Source organism: Streptomyces atratus (assembly GCF_900119365.1).
Lineage (GTDB): Bacteria > Actinomycetota > Actinomycetes > Streptomycetales > Streptomycetaceae > Streptomyces > Streptomyces atratus_B.
On record NZ_FPJO01000008.1, the window covers coordinates 71,892 to 95,629 of the forward strand.

The window sequence follows — 23,738 nt, forward strand, 5'->3', positions numbered from 1 at the left end:
GCCACCGCCGGGACGACCGCATCGGACGTCCGAAAGCCGCTGGGCATTGTCCAGCCCTGTGCGCATTGCACATACTGGCGGCCGACGAGACCGAGCACGTACGGGGAGAGACATGACCGAGAGCACCGGCCGGACGGGCACCGAGGGGCAGGGCGGTACCGCAGTCGCCGAGGAACCGGCAGGCGGGCCCATGGTCCGGGTCGAGGACCTGCACCGCTCGTACGGCTCCGGCGCCGGAGCCGTGCACGCGCTGCGCGGGGTGTCCTTCGAGGTGCCGCGCGGCGAGCTCGTCGCGCTCAAGGGGCGCTCGGGTTCGGGCAAGACGACCCTCCTCAACCTGCTCGGCGGGCTCGACAGCCCCGACGGCGGCCGGATCACCGTCGACGGCACGGACCTCGCCGGGCTCGGCGAGAACGGGCTCCTGGAGCTGCGCCGGGACCGGATCGGTTTCATCTTCCAGTCGTTCGGCCTGATCCCGATCCTGACCGCGGCGGAGAACGTCGGCGTGCCCATGCGGCTGCGCAAGGCGGACCCGCGCGAGCGCGAGGAGCGGGTGGCGCTGCTGCTCTCCCTGGTCGGCCTCGCCGACCACGCCGCCCAGCGCCCCGGAGAGCTCTCCGGGGGCCAGCAGCAGCGCGTCGCGATCGCCCGCGCGCTCGCCAACCGGCCCGCCCTGCTGATCGCGGACGAGCCGACGGGTCAGCTCGACGCGGAGACCGGGCTCGCGGTGATGGAGCTGCTGCGGGCGGTGGTGCGCAGCGAGGGCGTCACCGCGCTGGTGGCGACGCACGACCCCCAGCTGCTGGGGCTGGCGGACCGGGTGCTGGAACTGAGCGACGGACACATCGTCGAGCACGCGTAGCGGAGCCGGGGGAGGGGCTTCCGAGGGGCGCCCCAAGTCCCTCCGAAGCCCGTCCGGGGCGTCAGAATCCTGTCAATTCGGTCCCTCGCCCCACCCCCCGCCCCATTTGTCGACAATGCGCGGGGTAGCTTCGAAGCGGCTGCCGCATCGGACGCAGCCGGTTCAAGAGAAGACAATGGGGCCATGGCACGCGGCAAGCTTCGGATCTACCTGGGTGCGGCACCCGGCGTCGGCAAGACGTACGCGATGCTCTCCGAGGCCCATCGACGCGTGGAGCGGGGCACCGACTGCGTCGTCGCCTTCGTGGAGCACCACGACCGGCCGCGCACCGAGGTCATGCTGCACGGCCTGGAGCAGGTCCGGCGCCGCGAGATCGAGTACCGCTCCGCCTTCTTCACCGAGATGGACGTCGACGCGGTCCTGGAGCGCGCCCCCGCCGTCGCCCTGGTGGACGAACTGGCCCACACCAATGTGCCGGGCTCCCGCAACGCCAAACGCTGGCAGGACGTCGAAGAGCTCCTCCAGGCCGGCATCGACGTGGTGTCCACCGTCAACATCCAGCACCTGGAGTCGCTCGGTGACGTCGTCGAGGCGATAACCGGCGTGCGACAGCGCGAGACCGTCCCCGACGAGGTCGTCCGCAGGGCCGACCAGCTCGAACTCGTCGACATGTCGCCGCAGGCGCTGCGCCGCCGGATGGCCCACGGCAACATCTACAAGCCGGACCGGATCGACGCCTCGCTGTCCAACTACTTCCGCCCCGGCAACCTGACCGCACTGCGCGAGCTGGCCCTCCTCTGGGTCGCCGACCGGGTCGACGAGTACCTCCAGCAGTACCGCGGCGAGCACAACATCCGCACCACCTGGCAGGCCCGCGAACGCATCGTCGTCGGACTCACCGGCGGCCCCGAGGGCCGTACGCTCATCCGCCGCGCGTCCCGGATGGCGGCCAAGGGCTCGGGCAGCGAGATCCTCGCCGTCTACATCGCCCGCAGCGACGGGCTGACCTCCGCCTCCCCCAAGGAACTCACCGTCCAGCGCACCCTCGTGGAGGACCTCGGCGGCACGTTCCACCATGTCATCGGCGACGACATACCGTCGGCGCTCCTCGAATTCGCCCGCGGGGTGAACGCCACGCAGATCGTCCTCGGCTCCAGCCGCCGCAAGGCCTGGCAGTACATCTACGGGCCGGGCGTGGGCGCCACCGTCGCCCGGGAGTCCGGGCCCGACCTCGACGTCCACATCGTCACCCACGAAGAGGTCGCCAAGGGACGGGGCCTGCCCATAGCCCGCGGTGCCCGGCTGGGCCGGGTCCGGATCATCTGGGGCTGGCTGGTCGGGGTCGGCGGCCCGGCCCTCCTCACGCTGCTCCTGAGCGGCCTGGGCAACGGCCCCGGGCTCGCCAACGACGTCCTGCTCTTCCTCTTCATGACGGTCGTCGCGGCCCTGATCGGCGGACTGCTGCCCGCCCTCGCCTCGGCCGCCGCCGGCTCGCTGCTGCTGAACTACTGGTTCACCCCGCCCACCCACACCCTGACGGTGCAGGACCCGGAGAACTTCGTCGCCATCGTGATCTTCTTCGCGGTGGCGGTCTCGGTCGCCTCGGTCGTCGATCTGGCGGCCCGCCGTACCCATCAGGCGGCCCGGCTGCGCGCCGAGTCGGAGATCCTCTCCTTCCTGGCGGGCAGTGTGCTGCGCGGCGAGACGACGCTGGACGCGCTCCTCGACCGGGTCCGCGAGACCTTCGGCATGGAGTCCGTCGCCCTGCTGGAACGCGAGAGCGACGTCGACCCGTGGACCTGTGCCGGGAGCGTCGGGCCGGGACCGGTGGCCCGGCCGGAGGACGCCGATGTGGACATGCCCGTCGGCGACCACATGGCGCTGGCGCTCTCCGGGCGGGTGCTGCCCGCCGAGGACCGGCGGGTGCTCGGCGCGTTCGCCGCGCAGGCCGCCGTCGTACTGGAGCGGGAGCGCCTGGTCGACGAGGCGGAGGAGGCCCGGCGGCTCGCCGAGGGCAACCGGATCAGGACGGCACTGCTCGCCGCCGTCAGCCACGATCTGCGTACCCCGCTCGCCGCCATCAAGGCCGCCGTCAGCTCCCTGCGCTCCGACGACGTCGCCTGGTCCGAGGAGGACCAGGCCGAACTCCTGGAGGGCATCGAGAACGGCGCCGACCGCCTCGATCACCTCGTGGGCAACCTCCTGGACATGTCCCGGCTCCAGACCGGCACCGTCACCCCGCTGATCCGCGAGATCGACCTCGACGAGGTGGTCCCGATGGCGCTCGGCGGTGTCCCCGAGGACAGCGTCGACCTGGACATCCCCGAGACCCTGCCGATGGTCGAGGTCGACCCCGGGCTGCTGGAGCGGGCCGTCGCCAACATCGTCGAGAACGCCGTGAAGTACAGCCGCTACGCGGAACGCGTCACCGTGGCCGCCAGCGCGCTCGGCGAACGCGTCGAGCTACGGGTGGCCGACCGCGGCCCCGGAGTCCCGGACGACGCCAAGGAGCGCATCTTCGAGCCCTTCCAGCGCTACGGCGACGCCCCGCGCGGCGCGGGCGTCGGACTGGGGCTCGCCGTGGCCCGCGGCTTCGTGGAGTCCATGGGCGGCACGCTGGACGCCGAGGACACCCCCGGCGGCGGCCTCACCATGGTGCTGACCCTCAAGGCGGCATCGGGATACGTTCCGGTCAGCCCCGACCTGTCCGCGCGGGTCACCTCATGACCACGCGGAACACTTCATGACCACGCAGTTCACCTCATGATCTCCGGTACGTCCCGAGAGATCGCCGTACAGCAGAAAGGCAGGGCCCCCATGACCCGGGTGCTTGTGGTCGACGACGAGCCGCAGATCGTACGCGCCCTCGTGATCAACCTGAAGGCGCGCAAGTACGAGGTGGACGCGGCGCCCGACGGCGCGACCGCCCTCCAGCTCGCCGCCGCCCGCCACCCCGATGTCGTCGTCCTCGACCTCGGGCTGCCGGACATGGACGGCGTCGAGGTGATCAAGGGGCTGCGCGGCTGGACCCGGGTGCCGATCCTGGTGCTCTCCGCCCGCCACACCTCCGACGAGAAGGTGGAGGCCCTGGACGCCGGCGCCGACGACTACGTCACCAAGCCGTTCGGCATGGACGAGCTGCTGGCCCGGCTGCGCGCCTCGGTCCGCCGCGCCGAGCCGGTCGGGCAGCACGGCTCCGACGACGTCGTGATCGTCGAGACCGAGGGGTTCACCGTCGACCTGGCGGCGAAGAAGGTCCACCGCGCGGGACGCGACGTACGGCTCACCCCCACCGAGTGGCACCTGCTGGAGGTCCTGGTCCGCAACAGCGGCCGGCTGGTCAGCCAGAAGCAGCTGCTCCAGGAGGTCTGGGGGCCCTCGTACGGCACCGAGACCAACTATCTGCGGGTCTACATGGCCCAGCTGAGGCGCAAGCTGGAGGCCGACCCCTCGCACCCCCGGCACTTCGTCACCGAGCCGGGCATGGGATACCGCTTCGAGCGCGGCTGAACGGGGCGCAGGGAGCTCTTCCGCGACTCTCCCCGGTCACTCGTCCGAGTGAGACCGGGGACACCCGCCCGGAGCAGCCGGGACCGGTACCCTTCGGGTATGAGTGCTGTTCCTCGATCCGACAAGCCCGGCAAGGCGGAGAAGCCGTCGGGCCGCTTCCGGCGGATGCTCGACCGGCTGTCCAGCTCCCAGGAGGACCTCGAGTCCGAGGAGCTGCAGGAGGACGCGCAGGCCTCGGGTTGCACGCGGATCTCCGAATGCACCGACCGCCAGATCGTGAAGGTGACTGGTACCTTGCGGACCGTCACCCTGCGGCCGCGCGCCGGAGTGCCCGCCCTGGAGGCCGAGCTCTTCGACGGCACCGCGCCGCTGGACGTCGTCTGGCTGGGCCGTCGCTCCATCGTGGGCATAGAACCGGGCCGCAAGCTCATCGCCTCGGGCCGGATCGCCATGAGTCACGGGCGCCGGGTGCTGTTCAACCCCAAATACGAACTCCGACCGCTCGGCAAGGAGTAGCCGGTGACGTCTCTCGACAAGCCGACGTCCGACACGGACCCCACCACCCGCACCGACCAGCAGGCGACCGACGCGAAGGCGGTCACCGAGGCCGCGCTCTTCGAGGCGTTCGGCGGAGCCCGGGGCATGGTGGAGACAGTCGTCCCCGGGCTGCTGTTCGTCACCATCTTCACGTTCAACAAGGATCTGCACCTCTCGGCCATCGCGGCCCTGGCGGTGTCCCTGGTCCTTGTCGTCGTACGGCTGATCCGGAGGGACACCGTCAAGCACGCCTTCAGCGGTGTCTTCGGCGTGGCCTTCGGTGTGGTCTTCGCGATGATGACGGGCAATGCCAAGGACTTCTATCTGCCGGGCATGCTCTACACACTCGGCCTGGCCCTCGCCTACCTGATCACCACCCTCGCCGGGGTGCCGCTGATCGGTCTGATCCTGGGGCCGGTGTTCAAGGAGAACCTCTCCTGGCGCACCAGGAACCCCGGCCGCAAGAAGGCGTACGCCAAGGCCAGTTACGCCTGGGGACTGATCCTGCTCGCCAAGTGCGCGATCCTCTTCCCGCTGTACTGGTGGGCCGACACCACCCAGTTCGGCTGGGTCCTGGTCGCCCTGAAGATCCCCCCGTTCCTGCTCGCGGTCTATCTGACCTGGGTCTTCCTGGCCAAGGCGCCGCCGCCCATCGATGTATTCGCCGAGATGGAGGCCGAGGAGCAGGCCGAGAAGGAGCGCAAGGCTGCCGCGGCCGCCGCGCGCAACCAGGAGTTCTGAGCCGGGCGTTCCGAGTACCGCGCTCGCCGGACATACGGAAGGGCCCGGAACCGTGCCATACGGTTCCGGGCCCTTCCCGCGTCCGCGCCGTCCGCGCCCACGGGTCAGTCGTCCGAGTCGCCCCGGCGCACCGACAGCAGGTCCTCCAACTGCTCCTCGCGCGCCTGCGCGGCCACGAACAGCAGCTCGTCGCCGGCCTCCAGGGTCTCCTCGGTGCTCGGTGTCAGCACGCGCTGACCACGGATGATGGTGACCAGCGAGGTGTCCTCGGGCCAGGCCACCTCGCCGACCCGGGTGCCGGCCAGCGCCGACTCCGGCGGCAGCGTCAGCTCGACCAGGTTGGCGTCACCGTGGCTGAAGCGCAGCAGCCGGACCAGATCGCCGACGCTCACCGCCTCCTCGACCAGGGCCGACATCAGACGCGGCGTCGAGACCGCCACATCGACGCCCCAGGCCTCGTTGAACAGCCACTCGTTCTTCGGGTTGTTGACCCGGGCGACGACCCTCGGCACGCCGTACTCGGTCTTGGCGAGCAGCGACACGACCAGGTTCACCTTGTCGTCGCCGGTCGCGGCGATCACGACGTTGCAGCGCTGGAGCGCCGCCTCGTCGAGCGAGGTGATCTCGCAGGCGTCCGCCAGCAGCCACTCGGCCATCGGCACCCGCTCCACGGAGATGGCCGTCGGCGCCTTGTCGACGAGCAGCACCTCGTGCCCGTTCTCCAGCAGCTCGCCCGCGATGGAACGGCCCACCGCGCCGGCCCCGGCAATCGCGACACGCATCAGTGACCGCCCTCCTCAGGACCCTCGGCGAAGGCCGCCTCGACCTTCGCGATCTCGTCCGTACGCATCATCACGTGGACCAGGTCGCCCTCCTGCAGCACCGTCTGCGAGGTGGGCAGTATGGCTTCGCCCAGCCGGGTGAGGAACGCCACGCGGACGCCCGTCTCCTCCTGCAGGGTGCTGATCTTGTGGCCGATCCAGGACGGCGTGGTGTGCACCTCCGCGAGCTGCACACCGCCGCTCGGATCCCGCCACAGCGGTTCGGCGCCCGAAGGCAGCAGCCGCCGCAGCATCTGGTCCGCGGTCCAGCGCACGGTGGCGACCGTGGGGATGCCGAGACGCTGGTAGACCTCGGCGCGCCGGGGGTCGTAGATCCGCGCCGCGACATTCTCGATGCCGAACATCTCGCGGGCCACCCGGGCGGCGATGATGTTCGAGTTGTCGCCGCTGCTCACCGCGGCGAACGCACCGGCCTCCTCGATACCCGCCTCGCGGAGGGTGTCCTGGTCGAAGCCGACACCCGTGACGCGCCGTCCGCCGAATCCGGACCCGAGGCGTCGGAACGCCGTCGGGTCCTGGTCGATGACGGCGACCGTGTGCCCCTGCTGCTCCAGGGTCTGCGCGAGAGCGGCTCCTACTCGCCCGCAGCCCATGATGACGATGTGCACCTTGCGCCTACCTCGCAGTCCTGGTCGTCCGGCTGACCTGCGAAAACACCCTGCTCACACTTCTTTCTCAGCTTGCCGGGCAAACAACGGGGCAACGGTGTGTCCCGTTGCCCAGGATGAGCTTATGCGGCCCGGAGCGCGAAGCCTCATCCGAGTGTGCTTTCGCCGTGCCCCGCCCGGTGGCCGCCGCAGGCCGCCGCTCGCGGCTGCCGACGGACGGACCCTTGAGTACGAAGTGCACAGACATCTAACATGTCAGTTCATGGAGACCCTGCGCCCCGTCCGACGGACCCTGCTGCGGGACACCGCCTACGAGGCGATCCGCGACGCCATCGTCCGCGGCGACCTCCCGCCCGGTGCCCCGGTCCGCGACGCCGACCTCGCCGAACGCCTCGGACTCTCCCGCGCCCCGGTCCGCGACGCGCTGTCCCGGCTCTGTGGCGAGGGCCTCGTCGAGGCCAAGCCGCAGAGCTACACCCGGGTGACCCGGCTGGTGCCGCGCGACGTCCGGGACGCGGCGGCCGTCGTACGGGCCATGCAGGAACTGGCCGCCAGGACCGCCGTGCCCCGCCTCAGGGACGGGGACGTCGCCGCGATGCGCGCGGCCAACGACCGGTTCCGGGACGCGACCGGCCGCGGCGACGTGGCGGAAGCGCTGCGCGCCGACGACCGGCTCCACGACGTCCTGGTCACCGCCTGCGGCAACCGCGCCGTGGCCGCCACCGTCGAGCGCTACACCCCCTTGATCCGGCGCCTGGAGTGGCGGCAGTTCGGCACGGCCGGCTCCGCGCACGGCTCGGCGGAGCTGCACGAGCGGCTGATCGAGGCGTGCGCGGGACGCGATGCCGTAGCCGCCGCCCGGATCACCGCCGAGATCTGGCGCGCGCTCGAAGAACTCGCCGACGAACCGCCCGAGTAGCCCGGCGGCCCGACGAGCGGGCCGCCGCAGCACCCCACTCCGCACTCCGCCGCACCACCGAGCCAGGGAGCCCGCATGACCACCACCACGTCCGCCTCCCCGTCCCTCTCCTCCTACGACCGCTACCCCCTCCTCTTCGGTCCCTCGCCGGTGCACCGGCTCGACCGGCTCACCGAGCACCTCGGCGGCGCCGGGATCTGGGCCAAGCGGGAGGACTGCAACTCCGGCATCGCCTACGGCGGCAACAAGACCCGCAAGCTCGAATACCTCGTCGCCGACGCCCTGGCGAAGGGCTGCGACACCCTCGTGTCCATCGGCGGCGTCCAGTCCAACCACACCCGCCAGGTCGCGGCGGTCGCCGCCCGCGCCGGTCTCAAGTGCGTACTCGTGCAGGAGAGCTGGGTCGAGTGGCCCGACGCCGTCTACGACAAGGTCGGCAACATCCTGATCAGCCGCCTGGCCGGCGCCGACGTCCGCCTGGTGCGCGCCGGGTTCGGCATCGGCGTCAAGGAGAGCTGGGAGCAGGCGCTGCGCGAGGTGGAGGAGGGTGGTGGCAAGCCGTACGCCATCCCCGCGGGCGCGTCCGACCACCCGCTGGGCGGGCTCGGCTTCGCGAACTGGGCGTACGAGGTCGCGGAGCAGGAACACGAGCTCGGCGTGTTCTTCGACACCGTGGTGGTCTGCTCGGTGACCGGCTCCACCCAGGCCGGCATGGTCGCGGGCTTCGCCGCGCTGGAGGAGGCGGGCGCCCGACCGCGGCGCGTCCTGGGCATCGACGCCTCCGCCGAGCCCGCCCGTACCCGCGAGCAGATCGCCCGGATCGCGGCCGGCACCGCACGGCTCATCGGGGTGCGCCGGGAGCTCACCGTGGACGACATCGAACTCGACGAGCGCTACCACGCGGGCACCTACGGCATCCCCGACGACACGACCCTCGACGCGATGCGGCTCGCCGCCCGTACCGAGGGCATGATCACCGACCCCGTGTACGAGGGGAAGTCGATGGCGGGAATGGCCGACCTCGTGGCCCGCGGCGAGATCGCCCGCGATTCCACCGTCCTTTACGCACATCTCGGCGGCCAGCCCGCATTGAATGGTTACAGCGCCCTTTTCGCGGACGCCTGAGTGCAAGGATTTCGTTAAGGATTTCGTGGCTTTTCTCGTCCGAGCGCAGGAGATTGCAGGGCCACGGGGGTGGTGGGTCTGCGGCTTCCATACAAAGCGCTTACGATCCTCTGCGTGTCCAAACTGACCGACGTGCCCAAACGGATCCTGATCGGGCGCGCACTGCGCAGTGACCGGCTCGGAGAAACGCTCCTGCCGAAGCGCATCGCCCTCCCCGTCTTCGCCTCCGACGCCTTGTCCTCCGTTGCCTACGCGCCTGGCGAGGTTCTGCTCGTCCTGTCTGTCGCGGGCGTGTCGGCGTACCACTTCAGCCCGTGGATCGCCCTGGCGGTCGTGGTGGTGATGTTCACCGTGGTGGCGTCGTACCGGCAGAACGTGCACGCGTACCCCAGCGGCGGCGGCGACTACGAGGTCGCCACCACCAACCTCGGCCCCAAGGCCGGCCTGACGGTCGCCAGCGCGCTGCTCGTGGACTACGTCCTCACCGTCGCCGTCTCCATCACCTCCGGCATCGAGAACCTGGGCTCGGCGATCCCGTTCGTGGTCGAGCACAAGGTGCTGTGCGCCGTCGCGGTGATCGTCCTGCTGACGCTGATGAACCTGCGCGGCGTCAAGGAGTCCGGGTCGCTCTTCGCGATTCCGACGTACGTGTTCGTCGCGGGCGTCTTCATCATGATCGCGTGGGGTGCCTTCCGCGCTCTCGTGCTCGGCGACACCATGCAGGCGCCCACCGCCGACTTCCACATCAAGGCGGAGCAGGAGGGCCTCGCGGGCTTCGCCCTTGTCTTCCTGCTGCTGCGCGCCTTCTCCTCCGGCTGTGCCGCGCTCACCGGCGTCGAGGCGGTCTCCAACGGCGTCCCGGCCTTCCGCAAGCCCAAGTCCAAGAATGCGGCGACGACGCTCTCGATGATGGGCGTGCTCGCCATCACCATGCTCGTCGGCATCATCGCCCTCGCCCTGGTCACCGACGTCCGGATGGCCGAGAACCCGGCGCAGGACCTGCTGAAAGGCAGCGTGCCGGTCGGCCCCGGCTATGTGCAGGACCCGGTGATCACGCAGGTCGCCGAGGCCGTCTTCGGCAACGGCAGCTTCCTGTTCATCGTGCTCGCCGCAGCCACCGCCCTGGTGCTGTTCCTCGCGGCGAACACGGCGTACAACGGCTTCCCGGTGCTCGGCTCGATCCTCGCCCAGGACCGCTACCTGCCGCGCCAGCTGCACACCCGCGGCGACCGCCTCGCCTTCTCCAACGGCATCGTGCTGCTCGCCGGCGCGGCCGCCCTGCTCGTCGTCATCTACGGCGCCGACTCGACCCGGCTGATCCAGCTCTACATCGTCGGCGTGTTCGTGTCCTTCACGCTCAGCCAGACCGGCATGGTCCGCCACTGGAACCGGCACCTGCGCACCGAGAAGGACGCCGACAAGCGCCGCCACATGATCCGCTCCCGTGCGATCAACGCCTTCGGCGCCTTCCTGACCGGCCTCGTCCTCGTGGTCGTCCTGGTCACCAAGTTCACCCACGGTGCCTGGGTCGCCCTGCTCGGCATGTGCATCTTCTTCGCGACGATGACCGCGATCCGCAAGCACTACGACCGGGTCGCCGAGGAGATCGCCGCCGACGAGACCCCGTCCGACGAGACGATCCGGCCCTCCAGGGTCCACTCGATCGTCCTGGTCTCCAAGCTCCACCGGCCCACCCTGCGCGCCCTCGCCTACGCCAAGCTGATCCGCTCCGACCGGCTGGAGGCGCTCTCCATCAGCGTCGACCCGGCCGAGACCAAGGCGCTCAAGGACGACTGGGAGCGGCGCGGCATCGACATCCCGCTGAAGATCCTCGACTCCCCGTACCGCGAGGTGACCCGGCCGGTCATCGACTACGTGAAGAGCCTGCGCCGGGAGAGCCCGCGCGACGTGGTGAGCGTGTACATCCCGGAGTACGTGGTCGGCCACTGGTACGAGCACCTCCTCCACAACCAGAGCGCCCTGCGCCTCAAGGGGCGGCTGCTGTTCACCCCGGGCGTCATGGTGACCTCCGTGCCGTATCAGCTGGAGTCCTCCGAGGCGGCCAAGAAGCGCGCCAGGAAGCGCGCCGAGTGGAACGCGCCGGGCTCGGTGCGCCGCGGCCCCGTGGAGCGCAGGCCCAAGGAACCCAGCAGCAAGGCCTGACCGCACCGTCCACCTGCCTGCCCGCCCGCTCGTGGTAAACGGCCGGACGACACCCACGTAGAATCGTAGGTTGTTGTCCGGCCGTTTCCCCTTGATCTCTGGAGCCACCCCCTCATGCAGAACGAACCCACGTCGTCGCTGGTCGGGGAGGAGTACGAGGTCGAGGTCGGCCCCGTCGCACACGGCGGCCACTGCATCGCCCGCACCTCGGAGGGCCGGGTCCTCTTCGTGCGGCACACGCTCCCCGGCGAGAAGGTGATCGCCAGGGTCACCGACGGCGAGAGCGACTCCCGCTTCCTGCGCGCCGACGCGGTACGGATCATCGAGGCGTCCAAGGACCGCGTCGAGGCGCCCTGCCCGTACGCCGGCCCCGGCAGGTGCGGCGGCTGCGACTGGCAGCACGCCAGGCCCGGCGCCCAGCGCCGCCTCAAGGGCGAAGTGATCGCCGAACAGCTCCAGCGCCTCGCGGGCCTCACCCCCGAGGAGGCGGGCTGGGACGGCACGGTCATGCCGGCCGAGGGCGACAAGCTCCCGGCGGGCGAGGTTCCCGCCTGGCGCACCCGCGTCCAGTACGCCATCGACGAGGACGGCAAGGTCGGCCTGCGCAAGCACCGCTCGCACGACGTGGAGCCCGTCGAACGCTGCCTGATCGCGGCCCCCGGCGTCACGGAGCTCGGCATCGAGAAGCGGGACTGGCCCGGCATGGCCACGGTGGAAGCCATCGCCGCCACGGGTTCCCACGACCGCCAGGTCATCCTCACCCCGAGGCCCGGCGGCCGGCTGCCCCTGGTCGAGCTCGACAAGCCCGTCTCGGTGATGCGCGTCGACGAGCGCGACGGCGGCGTCCACCGCGTGCACGGCCGGGCCTTCGTCCGCGAGCGCGCCGACGACCGCACCTACCGCGTCGGCTCCGGCGGCTTCTGGCAGGTCCACCCGCAGGCTGCCAACACCTTGGTCCGCGCCGTCATGCAGGGCCTCCTGCCTCGCAAGAACGACATGGCCCTCGACCTCTACTGCGGCGTCGGCCTGTTCGCCGGCGCCATCGGCCAGCGCATCGGCGAAAAGGGCGCCGTCCTCGGCATCGAGTCCGGCAAGCGCGCCGTCGAGGACGCCCGCCACAACCTCAAGGACCTGGACCGGGTCCGCATCGAACACGGCAAGGTCGACCAGATCCTCCCGCGTACCGGCATCACCGAGTGCGACCTGATCGTCCTCGACCCGCCCCGCGCCGGCGCCGGCAAGCAGGTCGTCAAACACCTGACGGGCCTGGGTGCCCGCCGCATCGCGTACGTTGCGTGCGACCCGGCGGCGCTGGCACGGGACCTGGCGTACTTCCGCGACGGCGGGTACCGGGTGCGGACGCTGCGGGCGTTCGATCTGTTTCCGATGACGCACCATGTGGAGTGCGTGGCGATTCTGGAGCCGGCTACGAAGGGCTCCTGACCTGGGGTTTTGTTGCCGGAACGGGTCGCTCGGCCTATTTCCCTTCGTGTAGCGGATCGAGCGGACAGACTGACCCTGGAGGCCCTTGCTCGTGACGGAATGGGGCCCCGCCCCTCGGCCTGCGTCGGCAGCGGCCCACCACCTCGTTCCCACAGCCACTAGCTAGATCTGTAGTGGCAGAGGATCCGAGTATCTCCGCGTAATTCGGCACTGCCCAACTGATCGCAGGTCGCGGGCGGTCGGAGCGTCGCGCGCGACGTGGGGGTGTGCGACTGCGACCACGTTCCCGTGCGGTCCCACGCCGCTGTCACGGCAGTCCCACCAGTCAGGCAAAGTCGGCCGCGGCCTTGGTCGCGGGCTTCCGGCCCGAGGTAATGCGAACGGACCCTCGGTCCACCTCACGCGAAGGTGTGAAACCACCACGCCCCGTAGGAGTCGCCCACCCCCGTGACAACGGGCGAAGAACCGTTCCGCGCGTCAACTCCAGCCTTGAACGGCCGCACAAACTCATCCTCTGCGCATGCCATCGTGTCCGCCGGGCGCCCCCCACGCCCACCACCGACCGAAAGCGAGGCACCGTGAAGAAGTCCATCGCCTGCTGGACCGCAGCAGTGGCATGCGTTCTGCTCGCCCTCACCGGAACCGCCGAAGCCTCCGGCGCCACCATGGCAAAGCCCAAGGCGTGGTACTCCACCGCCGTCTGTGGTGTCGAGAAGATCGGAAGTGGCGACCACGGAGACAAGCAGCTCAAGGGCAACGGAAAGGGGAAGAGCAAGTCGGAGGCCGAAAAGTCCGCCCAGCGAGATGTACAGGCCCAGATCAGCAAGAAGTACGGAAAGGGGTACCGGGCGCACCACTGCACCTTCCGCAGCTCCAGGCGGTAGGCCCCGCGCCCGTGGAAACACGTGAACAACAGAAAGCGTAAGAAGCTGCCGAAGCGGCTTGCCGCGGCTGCCGGTGACGGACGAGTCGGCCTTCTCCAGCGACTCCTCGCCCAAGGGGCCGATCCCGGCGCCCGCGACCCTGACGGAGCCACACCGCTCTATCTCGCCGCCGTCCAAGGCGAAAACCGCTGTGCCGAGCTGCTCCTGGCGGCCGGGGCCTCGCCCAACGCCGAATCCCGGGGGTGGCGCAGCGGACTGCCACTCGCCGCAGCCACCGCCAAGGCCAACCTGCCCCTCGTCGAGCTGCTGCTGTGCCATGGAGCCGACCCGCACCTGCGGGAGTCGGGGGGCGGCTCGGCGCTCGCCTGGGCACAGGGCTGGAGCGACAACACCGAGGAGCGGCAAGCCGTCCTGGCGCGGCTGCGCAACCTCACCGTTTGAGCCGTCCCCACCGGACGGTCGGCACCTCCGGTTTGCCGAGTGCTGCTGGGGGTGCCCCTATGTGCTTCGTCGACCCTGGTCGCCGGAACAGCCAGTCAGCCTGCATCGCGGCCCCCCTCGGCGATTGATGCGGTCGTGGCATGTGGAAATGACCCTATGGCCTCCCATTGAACAGCGGCGCGACTTCCTCAGTGCTCGTTCGAGCGGACACACCGCAGGGCAGGGCATAGGTGCGGTCCAGCTCGTCCAGATCCGCACGAGTGAAGCGAACTTCGTTGCAGTCGTGGTCGATGAGGCGGTCTGCGAGTGAGACCAGATGGGCCTCGCCTACCTGTGGGAGCGCCAGGAGCACCGAAAGCGGATACGCAGAAACCGTGAGTGGGCCCGGAGGACCGGGCGGCTGAGTCGCCCTGAGACTCTCCTGCTCCAGGGCGGCTCAGCCGCCCGGTGTGTTCATGAAGCGGGCAAGCGCATGAGCGGTTCGAGAAACGGGCTCGGACGGCTGTGCCAGAAGATGGCGAGGCTGTCCCGGGACCGGGTGGCCGCAACGAAGAGCAGCGAGCGGGCCCGCTGGAGCTCGCGCCGGTAGCGGACGGCATCGGCGTTCCGTAGGCGGGTGACCGCCTCCCGGGGCACGAGTCCGTCCCGAACCCCCGCGATGACCATGCGCTGGTACTCGAGTCCCTTGAAGCGGAACATCGTGCCGATGTGGACGCCTTCGTCTCCACGGGGGCCCTCAGGGCCGATCTCGACGGCCTTGATCCCCTTGTGGGCGAGCAGGGTGTAAGCCAGCTCGCTCGCCATGGCGTTGGTCGGAACGCAGACGGCGATCTGCCCGGGCGGTGTCGGCAGGGCGATCCAGTCGGCGAGGAGCGCGGCGATCGACTCCTGCTCGGACTCCCAGTCGTCGCAACCGTGCAACTGCGGAAGGCTTCCGGTCAGGACGGACCTGTACCCGGCCAGGTCCTCGCTGCTGCCGTCCAGGTCGTCGAAGCTTTCGCCGCTGAGCACACCGAGTGCGGAGCCGAGGATCTGCCGGGTCGTTCGGTAGCTCAATGTCAGCTTGGCCGAGCGTCCGCGGATGTGGACACCGAGGCTTCCCAACGTGACCTGGTTGCCGTAGATGCGCTGGTGTGTGTCGCCCACGAGGAAGATGTCGTTGGCGGCACGCGGCGCCATCGCCCGCAGCAGCTTCCAGTGCGCGGCCCGCAGGTCCTGTGCCTCGTCGACGACGATGTGCTGGAAGCGGTGCCGCAGCCAGCCCGCGGAGCCGGCCTGAAGATGGATGTTGTCAAGACCGCCCGCCTCCTCCCGCTGACGCTCGACGTTCTGGATCCGCCGCTCGCGGTCCATCTCCAGCCGGGCCGCACGCTCGGCGACCTGTTCCCAGGTCTGCCGTCCGAGGCGGTCGAGTCGCTGGGTGAACCGCTCCGCGAGCTGCCAGATCTCGGCGCGCTCGGCCCGCGCGATGTTCTTGCCCCGGCCGGCTCGCCGCGCACGGAAGTATTCGGTCCGGGAGACGACGGCCTGGCCCAGGATGACCTGCGACCACTCGTCGTGCAGGAACTGGACGTCCCACCCGGTTTCGCCCAGCTCGTCGAGCATGGCACGCCACTCACGGAGAGCCTGGCTCTCGTCGAGAGTCTGCTTGGCGCTTCCGGGCTCGGCCTCGCGCACGACGCGCAGCGCGAGCTGATCGACGTGACTGATCTCCACGCGCGCCAACAGCTTCTCGCCGCCCAGTTGGAGCAGCCGGGACCTGAGGTCGGCGGCAAGGTTCTTGTTGTACGTGGTGAGGAGGACGGGCTTGTTACGGCCGGGAGGCAGCCGGTCCACCAGGTGCTTGACCCGGTGCAGGGCCACGATGGTCTTGCCGGTGCCCGGCCCGCCCCCTACCCGGGCGGGACCCGAGTACTCGCGCTCGACGAGCCGGGACTGGGTCGGGTGGAGGAATACCTTCCACCGACCGAAGTCGCCGCCCTCCAGGGCTTCGCGCAGCGCCTCGTCCGTCGTCGTGACCATGGTGGCCGGCCGCTCGGCGGCGGCCCTGAAGTCGTCGGTGTCGACGGGGTCCGGTACGGAGACGGGACTGGTGATCTGCTCCAGCACCGCGTCGTACGACGCACCGTCGTGGAGTGCGAGCAGGACTTCCGCGGTGAGCTGAGGGGCGTACTCCGCCAGACCGAGGAGCTGATCCTCGGTGGTCAGGGTCCGGACGACCGGTACGAGCGGTCCCGCGACGCCGAGGTCGGTGAGCTGCTCGTCGGAGAACGCGGCGAACAGCGGGACGGGGGCGGGCGCGGGCGCCGGGGCGGGCTCGGCGGCGGGCCCGGGAGCCGCTGCTCGGCGAAGGACGCTCTCCTCGACGATCTGGAGATCGACGTACTCGATGCCGCCGGTGATCCGGTTGATGCCGTACGAGAGCCGGTCGAGCTTCTCGTACGCCTCCTTGCGGTGCTTGACGGAGACGATGAGCCAGTCGGTGTCCGCCAGACGCAGCAGCAGGACCCTGTACTCGTCATTGACGCGGGCCGACCAGAGCCGGTCGTGGCCCTCCAGCTGCTTCAGCCGCAGGCCCCGGAGCTGAGGGTTCTCCTTGAACTTGTGCTGGAAGTCGTAGATCGCGCCCTTGACCGCACGCGGCAGCCTCAGGATCTCCTTGTCCGCCTTGTCGAGCAGACGCAGGGTCACGCCCGTGGTCGTCATCGCTGCTGGTCTCCGTCGTTCGTGTCTTCGCCCTCCGCCGCGGCGAGGAGGTCCTTGATGTCCAGCGGGGTGCAGGAGGCGGCTGTGCGGATCCACCAGCCTGCCGAGGCGAAGGCCCTGTCCCGGTCCTCCGCATCGTGATCCCGTTCCCCGTCGGTCGGACGGTGGGCCGTCACCACTGCGATCCGGGCGGAGGGCCAGGCGAGTTCGGCCATCCAACCGTGCTCGTCCAGCTCGTAGCCGGCTTCCGGCGGCACCACGCCCAGCGCGCGAAGCCCCTGGCTGAGGGGGAGCAGGCCGGGTTCATCGGGGTCGAGGAACTCCAGTACCTGCTCCCAGCCGGTGTCATGAGCCGTGTCGGAGGACTGGGCCGGCCGAGATGTGGGGATGACCGGGGCGGGCGGCCCTACTGCCAGGTCTCCGGCGGGGCTCGCCGCAACGGCGGCCGGCCGCTCGACCCGCTGGGATTCGAGCCAGCCCGAGCCCCCGGTGACGGCGAGGCCGTCGGTGGTGAAGCCCTCCAGCAGGCTGGCCGTCAACTGGACACTGTCACCGCCTCCGTGCTCCAGGAACTGCAGCACATTGCTCCAGTAGAGCCAGCCCTGCCAACGCCGCTTGTGCCCGGCCTCGTCCGAGAGGGCCCGGTCGCTGTCGTCGAGCAGGGTCAGCGCGGTCCACACCGGCGGCCGGTGCCGACCGTCCGCGGTAGCCGTGACCACGCATCCTGCGGCGTCGACCGCGGAGAGCAGCTGCACCGGTCCCTTGGGCCCCTGCGGGGCGCCGCCCCGCAGCGCGGTGAGCAGTTGCTCGCCGACCGCTTGAGGGTGCAGTGCGGCGATCCGGGCTCCGGCGCCCAGCAGCCCCGCGACGGCGGCCTCGGCGCGCTGCTGCCACAAGGAAGCGTCCGGGGCACGCAGATGGGCGATCAGAAGGTCAGCCGGATTCACCCAGAGGTTCGCGGACAGCTCGCCCGGCAGGCCGCCGTGCACGCCCGCGTAGTAGTCACGGGCACGCTTCTGGCCCTGCTCGCCGTACGGCACCCAGACCGGGTGCTCCGGCCCCGTGCTCGCGTAGCCCGTGTCACGGACCCGGGTCCGCCACTCCTTCACGTCGTAGTAGGTGAGCTGGAAGACCCGCACCCCGTCGGCGCGCAGCCGGGTGCGCTTGACGGCGTCGTCGGCCAGCCTGTCCTTGTGCTTCGGCCCGGCATGGAACTCGTATCCGTCGAGGTAGAGCGCGATCCGCGGACCGGGTGCGTCGGTGCGCTCGAAGAGTACGTCGGGGCGGGTGCCGTCGAGGACCCGCTGCTGGGAGACCCGCCAGCTGACGGTGGCCCCGTCGACGCCGGTCAGTCGCAGGTCCAGCGAGTACGTTCCGGCCGTGGTCGTGTAGGCGTCCGCGCTGGCCTTGGCCGAGGGCTGCTTCGCCCATTCGCCCAAGGTCTCCAGGAACATGACCTCCAGATCGCTCTCGGCCTGCCGCTCCAGCGGGATCTGGTGGGTGGCCGTGACCGGTGAGGTGGCCCAGTCGCCGCCGTCGGCTCCCAGCAGCTCGTCGAACATCTGCCGGACCTCGTTGCGGCTGACCTTGTCGTAGTCGCCGGCCGGTACGCGGCGCAGCAGGCAGCGGTGGCAGCCGTCGAGGCCCTTCTCGATGCACGGGCAGCTGTCGATCACCTCGCGAGCCCTCAGCAGCACTTCGCGGAAGCCGTCGGAGGTGGCGAGCCGGTGCAGGTAGCCGGTGCCGCCCGGCAGACGGTCGTAGACGACGAGGAAACGACGAGGCCATTCCGGGTCGTTGCCGTCGGGCATGGACGCGGCGGTGATGTCGATGTGGTCCGGGTCGCCGCCGTAGCGTGCGGCGATGCCCACGAACAGGGCGGCGGTGAAGGACGCGAGGCGTTCCTTGACACGGGCGACCGACGCGGGAAGCAGGATACGGACGGCCTCGGTGGTCAGCTCGTGGGCCAGGAGCAGGGGGACGTCCTCCCCCTTCCCCTGGCCTTCCGGGGTGCTCGTACGGACCTTGCGGCGCGGGCACCACAGCTGGTGGTGAGCGCTGGCCCTGGTCGCCGCGGCAAGGGATTCGGTGAGTGCGTCCTGGTGGTGGTCCACGACCGGGCGTCCCTCGGAGGTGGCGCCGCCGCAGCTCGTGCAGACGTAGAACGGGTTGATCCGTACGTCGGCCCCGGCGAGGGGCACGGTGCTGCTGCCGTCCTGGCGGTCGAGGCCCAGGTTCAGCGTGCGCACCACCGCATGGCGGGTGAAGTCGACGCCGAAGACGGCGGTGTCGTGGCGCCAGGAGCCCGTGGCCAGATGCACGGGGTCGATGTCCACCGTCGTGAGGACGGCGTACCTCTTGCTGTCGCGCTCGTCCTTGTCGTCGCGGACCCGGGCGTCGTCCCGCTTGTCGCGCGACATGACCCGCTTCGGTTCGAGAACGCGCTGGACACAGCCGGCGTCGGCGATCTCCCGGCCGCCGCACCGGGGGCAGGGCGAGGCATCGGCCTGGGCGTTCTCCGTACGGATGTAGCCGCACGCGGGGCACAGCCGCCACACCGACCAGGCACGACGCTCCGGACTGCCGATGTCCAGGGCCCGGACGACGTGCTTGTAGCCGTTGACGTAAAAGCTGTTTCCGGGCGCCAGTTCGGACAGCGCGGACCGGCGTGAGCGCTCGTAGTCCCGGACCTCGCTGTGGTAACTCTTCTTGGCCCCTTCGGCCTCGGGCTGCTCGGTCCAGTAGAGGGTGGCCTCCAACTGCGTGGTGGTGTCCGAGAGGGTGTAGTTGGGCAGGAGACCGAGCTCGACGAGGGCTCCGTGGGCACTGGTCTGGTTCAGGTCGCGCAGCAGGTTGCCCGTCGCGTAGCGCTCGGCGCGCAACTCGCGCCATTCGCGTTCCTGCTCGGGATCGCTGCGTACGAGCTGGTCCATCGCCGTGTCGATGGCGTGGATCCGGCGCCGGAGTTCCTCACCGCGGCCGGTCCATTCCTCCTCGGCCTCCTGGAGCGCGCGCACGATGCCACCGCACGCGTACGTGCGCAGCTCTTCGGCGGCCTGGTCGGAGACCCCGGTGTCCGGCCGGCCCGGGAGGGAGGGGAAGAGGTCCAGGAACGATTCGACGAGCACGGCGCCATGGGCGAGGGCGGCGTCCGCGAGCTCCTGGCACCATGCCGTGCTGCCGAACAGCGCCGACACCAGGCGCGGCGCGGGCTGCAGCGGCTCACCGTCGCTCGTCGTGAGCCGGCCCCGGGCCGCGAGGTCCAGAAGGTGCGCCGTGTACTGGCGGCGCAGGATCTCCACCGCGGAGAGGTAGCAGCCGGGCGGCACGATGTCCCCGGCGATCATCTCCCGCGGCTCGTCGAGGTAGTACAGATCGCGGGCCCGGCGGCCGCCGAAGGCCACCACCAGGGCGTTGCCCGTCTTGCGGCCCGAGCGGCCCGCTCGCTGCACGTAGTTGGCAGGGCCCTTCGGAAGCGATCCCAGCAGGACGGCGGACAGGTCTCCGATGTCGATGCCGAGCTCCAGAGTCGGAGTGCACGACAGCACGTTCGGGTCGGTGTAGTGGGTGCCGTCGCGGAAGGCCCGCTCCACGCGCTCCCGCTGGGGCCGGGTGAGCATGCCGGTGTGCTCGGCAGTGACCACCCGGAAGGTGCTACCCGTCCGGTACAGGTGCCGGTAGTAGTCATCGCGGTAGTCGCGCGGCCGGGGGCCGCCGAAGCTGGTGGAACCGGAGGCCGGCACCGTGGCCTGGCCCGGTTGCGGTGCGGTGATCCGCCCGCGGCACCGGTACCGGGGACAAGGATGGCCGTACCAGCGGGTCCGCCGGGAGGGATGTACCACCTGCTGCCAGCCGCACGCCTCACAGGCGACGAAGGCCTTGTTGACGATGTCGTCCTCGAGCAGCCGCACCTCGATGTGGCCGGGCTGCAGGCCGTAGACCTTCGTCGTCCGGTCCTGTGCCGTCCGCACCGCGAGGAGCCCCTCGTCGACGAGGACGGGCAGCAGCCTGCGGAGGTACTCGGCCGCTCCGGGGGCGTCGAGGCCCAGGCACCGGCGCGCCCAGTCCTGGTACCAGCCGGCGCGGGCTGTCATCGAGTCGAAGTCGGACCTGCCCTTGTCGCCATCGAGCAGGAAGCGCGGCGCGGCCACACTGTCGGGGAACGCCGGCATGCCGTCGGGCCGGCCGCCCCAGATCTTGAACCGGGTCACCCCGGCGTCCTTCATCCACGGCTCCAGCCACCGGTGCCGGACCCCGCCGCGCAGCCGGACCCGCTCCAGCAGTCCGCGGACGAAGGCCAGATAGCGCTCGGCCGTCGGCAGGCCGGTGCCGAGCAGCTGACCGGGCAGGGCCATGTGCACGTCGCGGGCGAGCACGGTGATCCGGTGCTGATCCTCGATGACGACCTCGGCGACCGCCGTCCGGGTCAGCTCCAGGGTGCGGCCCTGCCGGGAACGGAGTCCGAACTCCATGACAGTGGCGAAGGCGAGCCGCTCTCCGATGAGCTTCCAGGTCCGAAGGTCGCCCGTGCCCCGCCCGGAGAGCAGCCGGTCCACGCCCGGCTCGTCATACAGGTCGGGCGGGACGACGGCGGCGAGGGCCTGTGGATCCTCGACGGAGTCGAGCACGTTCCCGATCAGGTCGTTGAGAGCCGACGGCTTGCCGGACTCGTCCAGGTTGCGCGCGAGGAGCGAGCGCAGCGAGAACGTGAACGACCGGTTCGCCACGTAACCCGCGCGGTGGGCGGCGTCCTGGGTCGAGTCGTTGAACAGGAGGGTCTTGCGCTCCTCCGCTTCGAGCGCGACCTCCTGGCCGGTGAACAGCTGGGTCACCGTCGCGGCTGCCAGTGCGGCCGGCCGAGTGCCGAGGAAACGCATCGCGTTGTCGGTGTCGCAGGCGGGGCAGCGCTGATCGACGGCGGCTCGGTCGGCGGTCTTCTTCTCGGTGATCGCCAGGACGAAGCCGGCGTCCTGGAGGTTCCCGGCGTCCTGGGCGACCGGGAGCCGGTACGTACCCTGAGCACCGTCCAGGATCAGCGCCGGTGGCTGTCCGCCTCCCGCCGCGGGCCGGGACTGGTTGACCGCTGCAAGTGTGTCCTCCTGTTCCGCAGGCGTGGCGGCGATGAAATAGCGGACCCGCCGCTTCTCCCGCCCCACGCTGGCGCGCCAGATCTTGTCGTGGGCCATCACCAGCTGCTGGGGATCGGCCTCCGGGGAGACGGCCGCCCAGCCGGAGCGGCCGCAGTTGCGGCAGTACACGGCGGGCAGCCTTATGCTCGCCTGTCGCACGGCGGTGTCCGCGCCGATCGCCGACTGCGCGCGATGCGAGCGCGCCACGTACCCGATCTGACCGGCTTCGGGCTCCTCGTCGCCCTCAGGGGGCGTCGCGGGCAGGGCGGAGCGTCGAGCGCGATCGTCCTCGTACCAGTGGAACTCGGGCTTGCCGGGGCCGACTCCGCGCACGATCCGGCCGACCGGCCGGACCCACAGGTGGGTCTCCACGTGAAGCAGGGGCCGCGGGCGGCGCTCGTCCGACTCCGGATCACGGGCGGCCGACAGCAGGGCGACGAACCGCGCGAGCGCGGCGAGGGCGAGGCGGGGATTCTCCCGGGCGGTCCGGCCCCAGGTGTACCCGAACCGGCCGAGGCGGTCGCGGAGCTCCCATTCGCTCAGCGGGTCCCCGTCGAGAAGGGACAGCACCCCCTGAGTGAAGTCGTGCTGCTTGAGCAGCCGTCCGATCTCGAAGGCGGACAGGCCCTGCTGTCCCAGCATCCGTGCCGCCAGGGCGTTGAGATCGAGCTTGTCCGGACGGGACACCACGTCGGGGCCGCCCGAGCAGGCGATGACCTCCTCGGGCGAAGGCGGTTCGGGCAGCCCGTAGTTCACCGGTCCGGTGAACTGCTCGGGCGTCATCCGTTCCTCGCCCACCAGCGCGTCCGGGGAGAACGGCATCCCGAAGACCTGCGCCGCCACCTCCAGGATGGAGCCGGGGCCGGCCCCGGGGCCGGACTCGCCGAGGGTCGCCGAGGTCGCCACCGGGCAGATCGAACCGAGGGGACGCCCGGGCTCGCTCCGGCCCGTGGTCATCGCCAGGCGGCGCAGCAGCATGGCGACGTCCGTGCCCTGCGCCCCGTCGTAGGTGTGGAACTCGTCCAGCACCACGTACTGGATCCTGGAGTCCTGCCACAGCGCGCGGTCCTCGGTCCGCTGGAGCAGCAGATCGAGCATCTTGTAGTTCGTGATGAGCAGGTCGGGCGGCGACTGCCGCATCTCCTCGCGCCGCGTCATCACCCGGCGGAAGTCGGTGTCCGGCCGGTCGCCGATGTAGAGCCCCGCCGTCACCTGCGCCAGGTCCGGCTGTGAGAGACAGTCGCCGATGCGGCCGGCCTGATCGGTGGCGAGCGCGTTCATCGGATAGAGCAGCACGGCCTTGACCCCGCGGCGGCCGAGGGCTTTCTCGCGGCGGCAGTGGTCGAGGACGGGGACGAGGAACGACTCGGTCTTCCCGGAACCAGTCCCCGTCGTGACCAGCGTCGGCAGGGCGGGCCCGTGGAGCGTGCTCAGCCGCTCGTACGCCTTCGCCTGATGCCGGTACGGGGTGAATCCCGGGTTCCACTCCAGGTGCTTCTCCCAGCCGGCATCGGCCTTGTGGAAGGGGGTCCTGATCCGCAGATAGGGACCGCGGAACATCCCGGTCTCGGGATGCTCGAGGAACCGCTCCAGCGCCCGCCGCGTGTCCTCGTCGGTGAGCGCGTACGTCGTCGTGAGGTACTGGGTGAGACTGCCCCGCAGTTGTGCTGCGGCCAGCGTGGGCCTCACGACGTTCTCCTTCGCCTCGTGCCAGGTCGGTGAGCTGTGGCAACGGTATATGTCGCCTCGGACAGGCGGGTCCGTAGTCCGGTTGACGAAGACCGGGACATGGCCGAATAGGAACCGATCCGAGTCTCGAACCTTTCCA

15 protein-coding genes are annotated in these 23,738 nt (G+C 70.5%); 11 read left to right on the forward strand and 4 right to left on the reverse strand.

The features are described 5' to 3' along the window. Positions 1-112: 112 nt before the first annotated feature. The 5 genes from BT364_RS16235 to BT364_RS16255 all read left to right on the forward strand — a co-directional run bounded on the left by BT364_RS16235 (position 113) and on the right by BT364_RS16255 (position 5,650). Positions 113-862: an ABC transporter ATP-binding protein gene (locus BT364_RS16235; RefSeq protein ID WP_072485884.1), complete on the forward strand. Its 750-nt coding sequence runs from the start codon at positions 113-115 to the stop codon at positions 860-862. A 183-nt stretch (positions 863-1,045) separates the two neighbouring features. Beyond that, positions 1,046-3,589: a sensor histidine kinase gene (locus BT364_RS16240; RefSeq protein ID WP_072485885.1), complete on the forward strand. Its 2,544-nt coding sequence runs from the start codon at positions 1,046-1,048 to the stop codon at positions 3,587-3,589. 90 nt (positions 3,590-3,679) lie between these two features. Beyond that, positions 3,680-4,372, forward strand: a complete 693-nt coding sequence (locus BT364_RS16245) for a response regulator (RefSeq protein ID WP_072486035.1) — start codon at positions 3,680-3,682, stop codon at positions 4,370-4,372. 99 nt (positions 4,373-4,471) lie between these two features. Continuing rightward, positions 4,472-4,888, forward strand: coding sequence for an OB-fold nucleic acid binding domain-containing protein (locus tag BT364_RS16250; protein WP_072485886.1), 417 nt, complete (start codon positions 4,472-4,474; stop codon positions 4,886-4,888). Positions 4,889-4,891: 3 nt separating this feature from the next. Continuing rightward, on the forward strand, positions 4,892-5,650 hold the full coding sequence (locus BT364_RS16255) for a DUF3159 domain-containing protein (RefSeq protein ID WP_072485887.1): 759 nt from the start codon (positions 4,892-4,894) through the stop codon (positions 5,648-5,650). A 104-nt stretch (positions 5,651-5,754) separates the two neighbouring features. Here the strand turns inward: BT364_RS16255 and BT364_RS16260 are convergent, their stop codons facing one another. Both BT364_RS16260 and BT364_RS16265 read right to left on the reverse strand, forming a co-directional pair. After that, positions 5,755-6,432 (reverse strand): potassium channel family protein, encoded by a 678-nt coding sequence (locus tag BT364_RS16260; protein WP_072485888.1) that lies wholly within the window; start codon positions 6,430-6,432, stop codon positions 5,755-5,757. Then, positions 6,432-7,100 carry a potassium channel family protein gene (locus tag BT364_RS16265; protein WP_072485889.1) on the reverse strand — a complete coding sequence of 223 codons (669 nt, stop codon included), beginning with the start codon at positions 7,098-7,100 and terminating at the stop codon, positions 6,432-6,434. The genes BT364_RS16260 and BT364_RS16265 overlap by 1 nt, the downstream gene beginning before the upstream one ends. Positions 7,101-7,362: 262 nt before the next feature. Between BT364_RS16265 and BT364_RS16270 the strand changes: the two genes are divergently transcribed. From BT364_RS16270 to BT364_RS16295, 6 genes are all read left to right on the forward strand, one after another. Then, positions 7,363-8,019, forward strand: a complete 657-nt coding sequence (locus tag BT364_RS16270) for a GntR family transcriptional regulator (protein WP_072485890.1) — start codon at positions 7,363-7,365, stop codon at positions 8,017-8,019. A gap of 75 nt (positions 8,020-8,094) precedes the next feature. Further along, positions 8,095-9,144 (forward strand): 1-aminocyclopropane-1-carboxylate deaminase, encoded by a 1,050-nt coding sequence (locus tag BT364_RS16275; protein ID WP_072485891.1) that lies wholly within the window; start codon positions 8,095-8,097, stop codon positions 9,142-9,144. A 114-nt stretch (positions 9,145-9,258) separates the two neighbouring features. Further along, entirely contained in the window at positions 9,259-11,307 is a 2,049-nt protein-coding gene (locus BT364_RS16280) for an APC family permease (RefSeq protein WP_072486036.1), read from the forward strand. A gap of 114 nt (positions 11,308-11,421) precedes the next feature. Next, the gene (locus BT364_RS16285; RefSeq protein ID WP_072485892.1) at positions 11,422-12,750 is read left to right on the forward strand and encodes a class I SAM-dependent RNA methyltransferase; all 1,329 of its coding nucleotides are present in this window, start codon (positions 11,422-11,424) and stop codon (positions 12,748-12,750) included. Positions 12,751-13,328: 578 nt separating this feature from the next. Then, positions 13,329-13,634, forward strand: a complete 306-nt coding sequence (locus BT364_RS16290) for a hypothetical protein (RefSeq protein WP_143166500.1) — start codon at positions 13,329-13,331, stop codon at positions 13,632-13,634. 21 nt (positions 13,635-13,655) lie between these two features. Then, on the forward strand, positions 13,656-14,075 hold the full coding sequence (locus BT364_RS16295; RefSeq protein ID WP_072485894.1) for an ankyrin repeat domain-containing protein: 420 nt from the start codon (positions 13,656-13,658) through the stop codon (positions 14,073-14,075). 453 nt (positions 14,076-14,528) lie between these two features. Here BT364_RS16295 and BT364_RS16300 read toward each other — a convergent pair whose 3' ends face one another. Together BT364_RS16300 and BT364_RS16305 are read right to left on the reverse strand one after the other, a co-directional pair. Then, on the reverse strand, positions 14,529-16,781 hold the full coding sequence (locus BT364_RS16300; protein WP_072485895.1) for a UvrD-helicase domain-containing protein: 2,253 nt from the start codon (positions 16,779-16,781) through the stop codon (positions 14,529-14,531). Then, positions 16,778-23,599, reverse strand: coding sequence for a DEAD/DEAH box helicase (locus BT364_RS16305; RefSeq protein WP_072485896.1), 6,822 nt, complete (start codon positions 23,597-23,599; stop codon positions 16,778-16,780). Before BT364_RS16305 ends, BT364_RS16300 begins: the two co-directional genes overlap by 4 nt. Positions 23,600-23,738 lie beyond the last annotated feature (139 nt).

Excerpts from the sequence above, each read along its gene's own strand:
- BT364_RS16235 (WP_072485884.1), top strand. The coding sequence starts at position 113 with ATGACCGAGAGCACCGGCCGGACGGGCACCGAGGGGCAGGGCGGTACC.
- BT364_RS16240 (WP_072485885.1), top strand. The coding sequence starts at position 1,046 with ATGGCACGCGGCAAGCTTCGGATCTACCTGGGTGCGGCACCCGGCGTC.
- BT364_RS16245 (WP_072486035.1), top strand. The coding sequence starts at position 3,680 with ATGACCCGGGTGCTTGTGGTCGACGACGAGCCGCAGATCGTACGCGCC.
- BT364_RS16250 (WP_072485886.1), top strand. The coding sequence starts at position 4,472 with ATGAGTGCTGTTCCTCGATCCGACAAGCCCGGCAAGGCGGAGAAGCCG.
- BT364_RS16260 (WP_072485888.1), bottom strand. The coding sequence starts at position 6,432 with ATGCGTGTCGCGATTGCCGGGGCCGGCGCGGTGGGCCGTTCCATCGCG.
- BT364_RS16270 (WP_072485890.1), top strand. The coding sequence starts at position 7,363 with ATGGAGACCCTGCGCCCCGTCCGACGGACCCTGCTGCGGGACACCGCC.
- BT364_RS16275 (WP_072485891.1), top strand. The coding sequence starts at position 8,095 with ATGACCACCACCACGTCCGCCTCCCCGTCCCTCTCCTCCTACGACCGC.
- BT364_RS16285 (WP_072485892.1), top strand. The coding sequence starts at position 11,422 with ATGCAGAACGAACCCACGTCGTCGCTGGTCGGGGAGGAGTACGAGGTC.
- BT364_RS16300 (WP_072485895.1), bottom strand. The coding sequence starts at position 16,781 with ATGACGACCACGGGCGTGACCCTGCGTCTGCTCGACAAGGCGGACAAG.